Source organism: Bradyrhizobium tropiciagri, assembly GCF_018130505.1.
GTDB lineage: Bacteria > Pseudomonadota > Alphaproteobacteria > Rhizobiales > Xanthobacteraceae > Bradyrhizobium > Bradyrhizobium tropiciagri_B.
In genome coordinates, this window is the sequence record NZ_JAFCKH010000013.1 from 178,857 (window position 1) to 191,562 (window position 12,706).

Sequence of the window (12,706 nt, forward strand, 5' to 3'; positions counted from 1 at the left end):
TCTCGGTGGGCCAAGCTCGAAAGTCGCTAGACCATTGGACTGGCTCACGACGCCAAGTCGTCGAGCAACGCCTTGGCCTCCTTCAAGTCGAGCGTGTCGAACCCTTCAGTGAACCAGCCGTAAACCGGAGCCAGCAGATCACGTGCCGCGGTGCGTTTGTCCTGATCGCGCCAAACGCGGGCAAGGCTCGTCGCTGCCCGGAGCTCAAGTGATTTCGCCCGTTGTTGCCGAGCGGTCTGTAGGGACTTCAGCAGCCATGCGTTGCTCCCTTTGAGCTGGCCGCGAGAAAATGCCGCCAACCCTCGCAGCCGAGAGATTTCCGCATCCCACCAGTGCTCGCCGCTTCGTTCCGCAGCAGCAGCACCCGTCAGGGCTGCTTCGGCTCCGCCGGGGTGGTTTCCCGTGCGACAAAGCACCTCGCAAAAGAGCGCAAAGCTATAGGGAGCGTACTGGATCGTGCCTTGCTTCGCCGGATCGGCAAGCGCGGCGCGGTAGGAGGCAATCGCCGCCTCAATCCTATCCGGTGCCAACAACGCCCAGCCGCGGAGGACTCGTGGATCGAGCGGCAAGGCAACGCGCTTCTCAGCCGCTAGGGTCTCTGCGCTCTCAATGCACTGCAGCACCGAAGCCGAGTCACGTCGGAACTGGTGCAGTATCGACGCATGCAGATGCGCCAGAGCAAGACTGAAGGGATGGTTCACCCGTTCCGCAAGCGCCAACGCGTCATTCACGCGAGCGAGCGCCGTGTCGGGGTAGCCGAGCAGCCAGGCGCTCCAGGCGCCTAGCGTTCCTGCACAGACTCCAGGGTCGTGGCCGTAGATGTGTGCGTGCGTCCGATGCTGCTCGAACGCATAAAGGGTTCGGCCCTTCTCGCAATGCTCCTGCGCCGGAGCAGGTTCGCCGCAGAAGAAATGTGTTGTCCAACCCGTATGATGAGCTTCGAGCCGAAGGCCGACATTATTATTCTTTTCGACCAGGCTCAGGAGACTATCTGAAAGCTGGCGCGCCGCATTCCAATCCGACGTGCGTCGGAAAGTCCACAACCCCCATATCGCGGTGAACTGGGAATCGATGTCCCCTATCTTATCGGAAAGCTCGTGCGCGCGAGCGTGCGCTTTTGCTGCTTCGGCCGAGGAGAAGCCGTTGGCGTTACTAAGAGACACGCCTTTGGCGAGTTGCAGCCTGATCTCCTGCCGATCGCGCTGCAAATCCAGGAGAGATGGCAGCAGGGACAAACCACGATCGAAATGACTGACCGCCTCGGCATACGCGGAGCGGGAAGCCGCAAACTGGCCCGCTTTTAGCCATTGATCAGAGGCCCGTTCCGCCTGTCCGGCACCCGTCAGATGATAAGCCAGTATCTCGGGCTGCCGATCGACCAGATCTGCGAAATGCTGCTCCAAGGTGGTGGCAATTCGTGCATGCAACTCTTGCCGTCTTTGGCGCAGCAGCGTGCCATAGGCAGCGTCCTGCACCAGAGCGTGCTTGAATAGATAGCTGGAATACGGAGGCACACCCTGTCGGAACAACAAGCCAGCGGAGATCAGGTGGTCCAAGGCGGATGCCAACTCTGGCTCCGGCTTGCTCGCAACGGAAAAAAGCAGGGTGTGAGAGAACTCTCGCCCGATCGCGGAACCGATCTGGGCCACCTCCTTGGCGGGCCCGAGCTGGTCGAGCCTCGCCATAAGCGAGGCGTGCAGGCTTGCGGGGACCGCCGCCGCAGGTGACGGAATATGGCCCGTAGTTCGCCGCGCTTCGCCGTCACTCTTGGTCTCCAGGACCGCCTTCGTCATCTCCTCCACGAAAAGGGGAATCCCGTCCGTGCGCTCAATGATGTCCTGCCGCACGCTCGCCGAGATAGGCTGATTGCCCACGATGTGATCAATCACCGTCTCGATTTCGCGCTGCGCCAGCCGATTGAGGGTGAGAGCAGTGACGTAGGGCCGCCCGATCCAGTGCGGTTCGAATCCTGGACGAAACGTCACAATCAACAGCACACGGTAGGTCCGAAGCCGGTCAACGACTCCGCTGAAAGCTTCCTGACTCGAGGGATCGGTCCAATGTGCATCCTCGACGATCATGAGCACAGGCGTGGAGCGCGACAATGCCTCCACCTGTGACCCGAGCGCTTCAAATGTCCGCTGTCGGTGCTGTTCGGAGGGTATGTCGAGCGCCGCGTAGCGTCCGTCTTTTGGCAGCGACAGCATGTCGGCGAATAGCGCCCTATCCTCCAAGGAGGTTGAGGTCTGCGCCAATACCGTATCGAGCTTGTCCAGCTTTATTTCCAGCGCGTCGTCATGCGCAAATCGTGCAGCCCGTTCCATCTGGCCGATGATCGGATAAAACGCGCTGTCGGTATGCTGCGGCGAGCAGAAATAGCGCAATCGGGTATGCGGCTCGTCAGCGATGCTTTCCAGCAGCGCCGCCGTAAGCCGCGATTTGCCAATACCAGCCTCGCCGGAGAGCAGCACTACCTGGCCTTCACCACTCTTTGCCTTGGACCAGCGTCGCAACAGGAGTTCGAGTTCTTCGTCACGCCCAACAAGCTCGGTCAATCCGTTCGCGTGCAAGGCCTCGAAGCGGCTTTCGACCGAAGCGGGCCGCAACGCAGCCCATGCCCCTACGGCGCCTGAGATACCCTTGAGTTCTTTCGGCCCAACTTCTTCAAGCTCGAACAGATTGCCCAACAGCTTCCGAGTACTCTCCGCAATGACGACGCTGTTCGGCTCAGCAACGCCCTGCAAACGCGCCGCAAGGTTTGGCGTTTCACCGATTATGGCGTGCTCCTGAGAAGCGCCGGAGCCGATGAGGTCGCCGACAACCACCAGTCCCGTTGCGATGCCGATACGCGTCTGCAGGGGCGCACGGATCTTCAGAGCACCTACGCCAGCCACCAACTCCAGCCCCGCCCGGACGGCCCGTTCCGCATCGTCTTCGTGCGCCTGCGGATACCCGAAATACACCAGTACCCCATCGCCCATATACTTCGCAACGAAGCCGCCGAACCGCTGCACGATGCCGGCGACGCATTTCTGATACGCGGAAATGATCTCGCGCAGGTCTTCAGGGTCCATGCGTGCTGAAAGTGCTGTTGAACCCACAAGGTCCGAGAACATCACAGTGACTTGGCGACGTTCGGCGGCATCTTGGGGCTTCGACTCGGCCGTAACGCGTTGAGCTACGCCAGGGCTCCCAGGCTCCTGGATAGCCGCAAGCATTATGCGCCGATGCCCGAGCAGCACGCCGATGTCCTTGAGGTCCTGATCAGTCAGATGACGAAGTGCTGCGAAACCTATCCCGTTTTCAGCAAAACGCTTCGCGTACTCGGACATTCCGAGCGTTTCGAGCCAGTCGGCAATTTGCTGCATCGCGGCCCTCCCAACCCACTCTGGACCGATAGGACCGAAAGTCTAACACGCGCGCCTTATTCTAGCGCCCGCCGCGAGGTCGCATGTCCGGTCAGGGTCATTTTCGACGGTTTTGGCGAAGATTGAGGGCTGGTGATGTCCGCTCTTGTCCGTAAGCGCCGTACCAGGGTCGGGCCACTGAAATCCGGGTCAATGCTGCTTGCCGCGACGCACGCTATTCGGCGCTTAGCCTTGTGGCGTTTGCGCCATCGTACCGGCGGGAAGCAGGGCATCCGGCAAATCGTCAAAGCTGTAGCGGCGCGGCCGGTTGCGCGTGATGAAGCCGCCGATCTGCCAGGTGAACAGCGCGGCAAAGCCGACCAGGAACAGCGCGCCGGTCCATTCGGCGGTCAGCAGCGCGCGCAGCAGCAGGCCCGCCATGGCAACGGCAAGGCACGCCAGCAGCGCCAGCGCCGCGGTGTAGGTCGTCGGCCCGAGCCCGCCGACCAGCGCGGCCTTGCTGGCCGCCGCGTGCATCCGGCGATGCAGCTCGATGATGAAGTCGCGATAGAGATGCCCCTGCGGCGCTACCAGCGTCGCGGTCTGCCATGTCGTCGAGAGGATCGCGATGCGCCCGCCCTTGGCGTTGTCGATGTCGGCGCGAAACCGTTGCTGCTGCATCGACACCGGCCGATAGGACAGTTTTACGGTGGAGATGTCCCGGTAATCCCACACACCGGAACGGCCGGCGATCCGCCACGACAGTCCGGCATCGGTCAGCTCGAACTGATGCGCGGAGCCGATCAGGGAGGCCTTGTACGCATAGCGCACGGCGTCGCCCTCACCCGCATCCGCCCGGTCCTGCAAGTCTGTTGGCAATCCGCCGTTCCACCTGTTCACATGCACGCGCGTGCTTGCGCGGGCCACGGTGCCTATCCTACAAGCGAGCCATGCCCGATACGACCTATTTCCCGCGTTATCTCATCCTCGGCGGCGCGATGATCACAGGCGTGCTGCTGGCGCTTGCCGTGCACATGCTCGGCGCACGCTACGGGCTCGATCTCGGCGGCCTCTGGCGTTCCGACAGCCGTGAATTCATTCCGGCGGGCGCCGCGATCGCATGGTGGCTGATCGCAACCGTCGGATTCTCGGGCGGCTACTTCACCGCCAATTTGTTGCATAGCGCGGTGGCCGGCCAGATTCCGCAGCGGATGCGCAATTTCCTGATCGTGATCGGCGTCCTGATCCTGGCCGGAACGGGCCAGGTCGCCTCGGCGCCGGGCACGGTCTCGACCATCTCCGCCGTCCTCGCCGGCATTGCCGCGCTGTGCCTCGGCGCGGCGATGGCGTTCTGCGGCGCCTACTTCGCCTTGCGCAAAACCTAGCCCATGGGGCGCCGGCACGATTTCTGAATATTGGAAGAATACCCATGAGTTGCCCGACGTGTCAAGCTTGCCTTGCGGTCCGCCGGCAGCCGCCGGCTACTTTGCATGGGGTTGTTTTTCGGTATTTTGGACCGGCGCCCGGCTCAAGCCGATCTCATCATGCTCCGGTCAGGCCACCGAGCGTTCGGGGGCCTTGTACAGCATCTTGGCGACCTCGGCGGCCGGCCGCGGCGGGCTGAACAGGTAACCCTGCGCCTGCGTGCACCCCTCCTGCCGTAGCAGATCGAACTGGGTATCGGTCTCGACGCCCTCGGCCGTGGTCACGATGCCAAGACTCTTGCCGAGACCAGTGACCGCACGGACGATCGCCATCGATTCATCGCGCGTCGCAAGGTCGGTGACGAAGGAGCGGTCGATCTTGATCTTGTCGAACGGGAAGCTGCGCAGATAGCTCAGCGACGAGTAGCCGGTGCCGAAATCGTCGAGCGAGATCCGCACGCCGAAGCCGCGCAGCTCGTGCAGCACGGCGAGCGTCGACTCGCTGTTCTGCAGCAGCACCGATTCGGTGATCTCGAGCTCGAGGCGATCCGCCGACAGGCCGGACGCTTCCAGCGCCGCCTTCACCGACGTCACGAGATTCGGATTCTTGAACTGCACCGGCGACAGGTTGACGGCGACCGCGATGTCTTGCGGCCAGCCTGCGGCATCTTCGCAGGCCTGGCGCAGCACGATATCGCCGAGCGGAACGATGAGGCCGGTTTCCTCGGCGAGCGGAATGAAGTTGTTCGGCGCGATCAGGCCGCGCTGTGCGTGATTCCAGCGCACCAGCGCCTCGAATGCGACGACCCGGTCGCCCGCGACGTCGCGGATCGGCTGGTAATAGACCGCGAACTCGTTGCGCTGCAGCGCCAGCCGCAAATCGCGCTCCAGCATGCGACGCGCCTGCGCGCGCGCGTCCATGCCGGTTTCGAAGAACCGGTAGGTGCCGCGGCCGTCGGCCTTGGCACGGTAAAGCGCCAGATCCGCCTTCTGCAGCAGCTCGTCGGGATCGGTACCGTCCTCCGGCGCGAGCGAGAGGCCGATGCTGACGCCGATCACGAGCTGATGGCCGCCGATCTCGTAGGGCGCCGCGAGCCGCTCGACGACGTGGCTGGCGAGCGCGGACACCACCGACGGTTCGCAATTGCTGCAGAACTGCACGATGGCGAATTCATCGCCGCCGAGCCGCGCCACGGTGTCGTGCTCGGTGACGCATTCGCCGAGCCGGCGCGCCACTTCGCGCAGCAGCGCATCGCCGATCGGGTGTCCGAGCGTGTCGTTGATCTCCTTGAAATGGTCGAGGTCGAGGCACAGCACCGCGAGCTGATCGGCGCGCTTGGCCAGCCGCAGCGCCTTTTCGAGTTGCTCACGGAACAGGGTGCGGTTCGGCAGATTGGTCAGCGCGTCATGCCGCGCCATGTGCGAGATCTGTTCCTGGGCCTGCTGCCATTCGGTGATGTCCTCGAAGGTAGCGACCCAGCCGCCGCCCTTCATCGGCTGGTCGACGACACGGATCGCGCGGCCCTGGCGGCTGACGATCCGCGTCGCGGTGTTGCCGGCCTTTGCTTCCGCGACCAGGCCGGAGCAGAACTCCTCCGGATCGCCTTCCCATTCGCCGATGCCGCGCAGGTCCTGCAGGACGTCGATCAGCAGGCGCCCCTGCAGCGGGATGGTGTTGTGTCCCATCAACTCGCTGTAGCGCTCGTTGAACAGCATGATGCGGCCATCGGCGTCGAACATGCACAGGCCCTGCGACATGTTCTCGAGCGCGGTGTCGAGCACCATCTTCTGCTTGTGCAGTTCGGTCTTGGCGCGGCGATCGAGGATGGAGGCGATCAGCGACAGCCCGAGGATCGCGAACGCCGCAACCGCCGTCATGAACGACAGCACGCGCGGCGAGACCGAAAGCCCGTCGAAGACAATGGTGGGATCCGGCACCAGCGTCACGGCGCCCATGCCGGTGAAATGATGCGAGACGATCGCGACGGTCAGAAGACCGGTTGCCGCCGCGGTATAGCCGAGCCGCTCACCGCGCGTGGCGACGACGAGGGCAAGCGCACCGAACAGGCTTCCGAACGCGACCGACGCCGCGACGATGCCGGGCGACCAGACGATGCGCGCGGGCAGTTCGAGACCGAGCATGCCGGTGTAATGCATGGCCGCGACGCCGAAGCCGACGATCGCGCCGCCGGAGGCGACCGTCCACCAGCGCTCGTCGAGCGAGGCGACGGCGAGGCCGACGGCCAGGATCGCAATCGCGAGCACCAGCGACAGCAGCGTGATCGGAATGTTGTATCCGGCCTCGATGCCGGGCTCGTAGGCCAGCATCGCAACGAAGTGGGTGGCCCAGATGCCGCAGCCGCCGACCGCCGCGTCGAGACCGATCCAGATGTCCCGGGTGCGGCCCTGCGCCGCGCGAGCGCGATGAAACAGGCTGATCGCGACCGCGCTGGCAAGCAGGCAGATCACGCCACCAAGGACGACAAGACGCCAGTCATGTTCCAAGGTGAGACAGGTGAGTACGCGATACATATAGGCCCCCGTTATGGACCCATAAAAACGTCCCCATTCGTGTACGAACGGTAACGGCGCCTGCTTGCGCTCCACGCATGGTGAAGAAGCCTTGAACGGCGAAGCGAAAACGCCGGAGAAACCGGCGCAGCGTCGTGCACGCTGACGGCGCTAGCCGGGCAGCCCGGGGATCAATTCGGCCCCGGTCTCGACCTTCAGCGACGAGCCGGCGAAATCATTGCCGATCGGCTGGCAGCGGCCACCGAGATGCCGGGCGAGGAAGGCCTCGGTCACGCCATAGCAGGCAAGCCGGTTCTCCGGCCGCACGAAGCCGTGCCCCTCATCGGCGAAGGTGATGTAGGTCACGGGCACGCTGCGCTGCTTGAGCGCACTGACCATCTGCTCGGACTCGGCGGCCACCACCCGGACGTCGCGCATGCCCTGCGCGATCAGGATCGGCCGCCTGGCGCGATCGATATGCGTCAGCGGCGAACGGTCGACCAGGAAGGCACGGCCGGCCTCGGTGTCGGGATCGCCGAGCCGGTTCTTCCAGACGCTGATCCACGGCCCCCAATAGGGCGGGATCGTCGCCATGAAGGTGACGAGGTTGGAGATGCCGAACAGATCGACGATGCAGGCGAAGACCTCCGGCGTTTTGGTCGCCGCCATCAGCGCGGAATAACCGCCATAGCTGCCGCCGAAGAAGCCGATGCGTTTGGGATCGGCGACCCGCTGCGCGATCGCCCAATCCACCGCATCGATCAGGTCGTCATGCATCTTGCCGCCCCACTCATGGTCGGCAGCGGTGACGAAGGCTTTGCCGAAGCCGGTCGAGCCGCGATAGTTGACGCTGAGCACCGCATAACCGCGGCTCGCCAGCCATTGATGGATCGAACTGAAACCCCAGCTGTCGCGCGCATACGGCCCGCCATGGACCACCAGCACCAGCGGCAATGGGCCGCTTGCGACTTCCGCCGGCCGCGTCAGGTAGCATTGCAGGCGCAGCCCATCGCGCGAGGTGATGATCACCGGCTCGAGCTTGTGCAGCGCCACGCCGGCAAGCGATTTGCGCTGGGTGAACAGCTTGCGGACCTCGCGCGTCCTGCGGTCGAGCAGCGCGTATTCGCCGCTTTCGGTGTCGCGCTCGAAATACACGGTGCCAAGCCGAAGATCGTCGCTGTTGCTGACGAAGGTGATGTCGCCGCCGCCGTGGCGGGCGAGATCGGCGAGATCCGCCGCCACCGATTGATCGACGGCATGCCAGCGCATGCGATCGGTCATGGCCATCGCCGCGAGCGGCCGGCGCGCTTCGTCGAAGATGGCGCGCGTGATGTCGGCCTCATCGTCGGCGGCAAGCAGCGTCTGTTCGTGCGTCGCCATGTCGAACGCGAAGAACGCCGCCTTGTCGCGGCCGCGCGAGTCCGTGAGGTACAGCGTCTTGCCGTCGGCGCTGAAGTCCAGCAGATGGGTGGTATCGACGTCGGTGATCGGCACCGTCATGAACGGCGCCCAGCCGCCGTCCGGGCGGCGCTCGAAGATTTCGGCCGAGCCGGCGGCAGTCAGGCGGGATGCCAGCCGCAGCTGGAACGCGCTGTCGGTGATCAGGCCGGCATAGTCGCGGTTCTCGTAGACGAGCTCGCTCGTGCCGGTCACGATGTTGGTGCGGAACACATCGAAATAGCGCCTGTCGCGCTGATTGTGCCGCAGCAGCATTTCGTCGGGAAACTTGCGGTCGGCCTCCTGCAGGAACGACTTGACGCCGGCCTCCGGTGTCAGCGGCACGATCTCGCCGCCCGCGATGTCGACGCTGGCAGCGCGGAAATTTTCGTCACCATCGCGGTCGCGGAAGAACACGATGTGGCGGTTGGTGTAGCCCCAGCGGTAATAATTCGAGATGTTGCGGTCGGTGGCGCGGGTGACCGGCCGCGCCACCTTGAGGTCGTCGAGCGGCGCGACCCAGAGATTGTTCACGCCGTCGAGCGGCGCGATCCAGGACAGCTGCGTCCCGTCCGGGCTGAGACGGACATTGATGTAGTCGGGGTTGTCGAAGAACACCCTGCGAGCGACCAGATCGCGGGCCTGTCCGCGCGCCGCGCCGAGCAGACCGGCGAATGGCAGCGTGGCGCCGAGTGTCGCGGCGCTGGCGATGAAGCGGCGACGGTCGATTGGCGCTGGCATCGGGATCGGCCCCCGTCGTCGGTAATTACCGACCGTCGCGACGTTAGATGCAGGTCAGCCATTCCACAACCGCGGGCGTTGCTCATTGCCGAACTTGTGATGATGCGCCGATCCAGATCAACGCGCCTGCCGCCAGCAGCACGGCGGCGGAGATGACGAGCGCGGTATGCAGGCCGGTGATGAAGGCCGCGGAGCTGCCGACCAGCGAGCCGAACAGCGCGACGCCGAGCACGCTGCCGGTCTGCCGCGTTGCGTTCAGGACGCCGGCGGCGATCCCGGCGCGCTGCGGCTCGACGCTGCCGAGCAGCGTCGATGTCAGCGGCGGCACCAGCAGGCCGAGCCCGCCGCTCATCGCGATCAGTTGCAGGCAGATCGCCGGATAGCTGGTGTCACGGTCGATGCCGAGCGTCGCCAGGCATCCGGCCGCCGTGATCGCAGCGCCGAGCGCGATGGTCGCGGGCGCGCCGATCCGCTCCGCAAGGCGTGGCGCGGCCAGATTGGCCGGCAACACCACGCCCAGCATCGGCACGAAAGCGAGACCGGTCTGGAACGCCGACAGGCCGTTGACCTGCTGGAAGTAGAGGCTGAGCACGAAGATCAACCCATAGAACGCGACGTTGACCAGCAGACCGACCAGCGAACTCAGCGCGAACAGCCGCTGGCCGAACAGCGCCAATGGCAGCATCGGCCGCGGCGCGCGTGCCTCGCGCCAGACGAACAGCACGGCGAAGCCGGCTGACAGAACGAAGCCTGCGACCACGAACGGATGGCTCCAGCCGAGCGCGCCGCCTTCGATCAGCGCGCCGGCCAGCGTTCCGAGCGCGGCAATCGCCGCGAGCTGGCCCGGCAGATCGAGCTCGTGGCTCTGATGCCGCGTGGTTTCGCCGGCATAGCGAAAGGTCAGCCACAGGCCGGCAAGGCCGATCGGCAGATTGACCAGGAAGATCGCGCGCCAGCCGACCAGCGTGATCAGCGCGCCGCCGATGAACGGGCCCGCGGTCAGCGCGAGGCTCGCGCCGGCGGCCCAGATGCCCACCGCGCGGCCGCGCGCCGTCTCGTCCGCATAGGCATGGCGCAGCAGCGCAAGCGAGTTCGGCACCAGGATCGCCGCCGCCAGGCCCTGCACGCAGCGCGCCACGATCAGGCTCACGGCATCAGGCGCCAGCGCGCAGGCCGCCGAGGCGACGGTGAAGAGTGCGAAGCCCGCCATGAAGATGCGTTTGGCGCCGATGCGATCGCCGAGCGCGCCCGCGGTCAGGATGAAGGCGGCAAAGGCGATGGTGTAGGCGCTGACCACCCATTGCAGCTCGGCAACGCCGCCGCCGAGCGAGCCACCGATCGCATTGAGTGCGGTGTTGACGATGGTGACGTCGAGTTGCACCACGCCGTAGCCGAGGCTCATCGCGGCAAGCGTCAACGTCGTCGCCAGCCCGGCCGCTGCCGGGGCGAGCGCTGCGGATCGATCCGGCATCGGCCGGAGGTTTTGGGATATCTGCTGCATGGGCGAGCCTCGATGTTCGCTGACCAATGCGCGACATAGGCAATCGTTCGCCGCGATACTTCGCTGCTGAGCGAAATGTCGTATCCGTATCGATCCGGGCACGCCGCGGCGCATTTGCGCGGCGTTTTGCCTCAATAGACCTACGGATCGGTCCGATGCGCCTCCCGCCCCTTCCGATCCGGCCGTCCGTGGCCATATCACCGGCGATCGCGCAGCGACTTGACGCCTTGGTAAACGCCGCCGCGGGCTCCCGTGTCCCCACCGGGATGCATATCGTCTATTCGTATGGCGGCCGACGGCGCGCGGAAGCGCATAGAAAGTGGCAAAATCGCGGAAAACGCTGCTGAAACCCGCTCGGAACGGTGGAACGTGCCGCACTTCGCACGCAGCGAACGCAATTGCGGCGACTCACAATCCGCAAGGCGGAAACATATGTAGGCTGTATGACAATGACGACCGACGAGGACTTAAGCTTGGCTTGTCAAGGGCTGCACAACGCACCGGTTTTGCCTTATGGGTCATCGCGCACGGTGCGTTTGCCCGTCGCCCGTCGTCGTCCGTGACCGGGTCCCACTGAAATTGCCGCCCCGCCGGGAGGATGAATGCATCGGCTGCTGACCACGCTCGGGCGTGGCTTCAAGGAAAAGATCGGCTGGAAACGGCTCGGGATCGCTGCGAGTCTGCTCATCATCGTGTTCGCAGTCACGACGCTGGTCCACACGCTGAAGGGCGTCGACACCGGTATCATCCTGACCGCGCTGACCGACATCGCCCCGCACCGGATCGCGCTGGCCGCGCTCTGTGTGATCGGTGCGTTCTGCACGCTGACCTTCTATGACTTCTTCGCGCTGCGCACGATCGGCAAGACCCACGTCCCCTACCGCATCGCGGCGCTGTCGAGCTTCACCAGCTACACCATCGGCCACAACATCGGCGCCACCGTCTTCACCGGCGGCGCGATCCGCTTCCGGATCTATTCCGACTACGGCCTCTCCGCGATCGACGTCGCCAAGATCTGCTTCCTGTCCGGCCTGACCTTCTGGCTCGGCAACCTGTTCGTGCTCGGGATCGGCATGGCCTGGCACCCAGCCGCGGCGTCGGCGATGGACCTGCTGCCGCCGGCAATGAACCGGATGATCGCGATCGGCTGCCTCGCCGGTATCGGCGCCTATTTCGTCTGGCTCTTGACCGGCGAGAAGCGCCGCGAGCTCGGCCAGAACGGCTGGAAGGTGGTGCTGCCCTCGGCGAAGCTGACGCTGCTGCAGATCCTGATCGGCGTGGTCGATCTCGGCTTCTGCGCGCTGGCGATGTACCTGTTGATGCCGACCGAGCCGCATATCGATTTCGTGTCGCTCGCGGTGGTGTTCATCCTGGCTACCCTGCTCGGCTTCGCCAGTCATGCCCCCGGCTCGATCGGCGTGTTCGACGCCGCGATGCTGGTGGCGCTCCCCGAATTCAGCAAGGAACAATTGCTGGCGACGCTGGTCGTGTTCCGCATCCTGTATTTCCTGATCCCGTTCGGGATTTCGATCTCGATCATGGGCATGCGCGAGCTCTGGCTCAACGTGGTGCAGCCATGGCAGGAAAGAAGGCGACTAAGCCAGGCCTGCACGGCTTCGGCGACCGTGCGGCAACCGATCGAAAGCCGGCCGCAGCGGGTCAGGCAAATGAAGCGGTAACAGCGGCGTTATCGACCCCGTCCCGGCCTTCAGCTCCCGGAGCACTTATTTTCGCCTCACCCGTGA

Annotated in this window: 7 protein-coding genes; 2 read left to right on the forward strand and 5 right to left on the reverse strand. The window is 64.7% G+C overall.

Annotated elements, in window-relative coordinates:
- Positions 1–44 precede the first annotated feature (44 nt).
- Both JQ633_RS29865 and JQ633_RS29870 read right to left on the reverse strand, forming a co-directional pair.
- Positions 45–3,368: an adenylate/guanylate cyclase domain-containing protein gene (locus JQ633_RS29865; protein ID WP_211988873.1), complete on the reverse strand. Its 3,324-nt coding sequence runs from the start codon at positions 3,366–3,368 to the stop codon at positions 45–47.
- Positions 3,369–3,593: 225 nt separating this feature from the next.
- Positions 3,594–4,226: a hypothetical protein gene (locus JQ633_RS29870; protein ID WP_249159742.1), complete on the reverse strand. Its 633-nt coding sequence runs from the start codon at positions 4,224–4,226 to the stop codon at positions 3,594–3,596.
- Between the two features lie 71 nt (positions 4,227–4,297).
- Here JQ633_RS29870 and JQ633_RS29875 point away from each other — a divergent pair, with 71 nt between their 5' ends.
- Positions 4,298–4,732: a hypothetical protein gene (locus tag JQ633_RS29875; protein ID WP_211988875.1), complete on the forward strand. Its 435-nt coding sequence runs from the start codon at positions 4,298–4,300 to the stop codon at positions 4,730–4,732.
- Positions 4,733–4,900: 168 nt separating this feature from the next.
- On the opposite strand, the gene JQ633_RS29880 is transcribed toward JQ633_RS29875, so the two are convergent.
- From JQ633_RS29880 to JQ633_RS29890, 3 genes are all read right to left on the reverse strand, one after another.
- Positions 4,901–7,303, reverse strand: coding sequence for an EAL domain-containing protein (locus tag JQ633_RS29880; RefSeq protein WP_211988877.1), 2,403 nt, complete (start codon positions 7,301–7,303; stop codon positions 4,901–4,903).
- Positions 7,304–7,453: 150 nt separating this feature from the next.
- Positions 7,454–9,460, reverse strand: a complete 2,007-nt coding sequence (locus JQ633_RS29885) for a S9 family peptidase (protein ID WP_211988879.1) — start codon at positions 9,458–9,460, stop codon at positions 7,454–7,456.
- 82 nt (positions 9,461–9,542) lie between these two features.
- Positions 9,543–10,931: an MFS transporter gene (locus JQ633_RS29890; protein ID WP_249159753.1), complete on the reverse strand. Its 1,389-nt coding sequence runs from the start codon at positions 10,929–10,931 to the stop codon at positions 9,543–9,545.
- Between the two features lie 632 nt (positions 10,932–11,563).
- On the opposite strand from JQ633_RS29890, the gene JQ633_RS29895 reads away from it, so the two are divergent.
- A complete protein-coding gene (locus JQ633_RS29895; protein WP_211988888.1) occupies positions 11,564–12,640 on the forward strand; it encodes a lysylphosphatidylglycerol synthase transmembrane domain-containing protein in 1,077 nt (358 codons plus the stop codon).
- Positions 12,641–12,706: the final 66 nt, after the last annotated feature.

Bases quoted from the DNA above. Each gene is read 5' to 3' on its own strand.
- JQ633_RS29895 (WP_211988888.1), top strand. From the start codon at position 11,564: ATGCATCGGCTGCTGACCACGCTCGGGCGTGGCTTCAAGGAAAAGATC.
- JQ633_RS29885 (WP_211988879.1), bottom strand. From the start codon at position 9,460: ATGCCAGCGCCAATCGACCGTCGCCGCTTCATCGCCAGCGCCGCGACA.
- JQ633_RS29865 (WP_211988873.1), bottom strand. From the start codon at position 3,368: ATGCAGCAAATTGCCGACTGGCTCGAAACGCTCGGAATGTCCGAGTAC.
- JQ633_RS29880 (WP_211988877.1), bottom strand. From the start codon at position 7,303: ATGTATCGCGTACTCACCTGTCTCACCTTGGAACATGACTGGCGTCTT.
- JQ633_RS29890 (WP_249159753.1), bottom strand. From the start codon at position 10,931: ATGCCGGATCGATCCGCAGCGCTCGCCCCGGCAGCGGCCGGGCTGGCG.
- JQ633_RS29875 (WP_211988875.1), top strand. From the start codon at position 4,298: ATGCCCGATACGACCTATTTCCCGCGTTATCTCATCCTCGGCGGCGCG.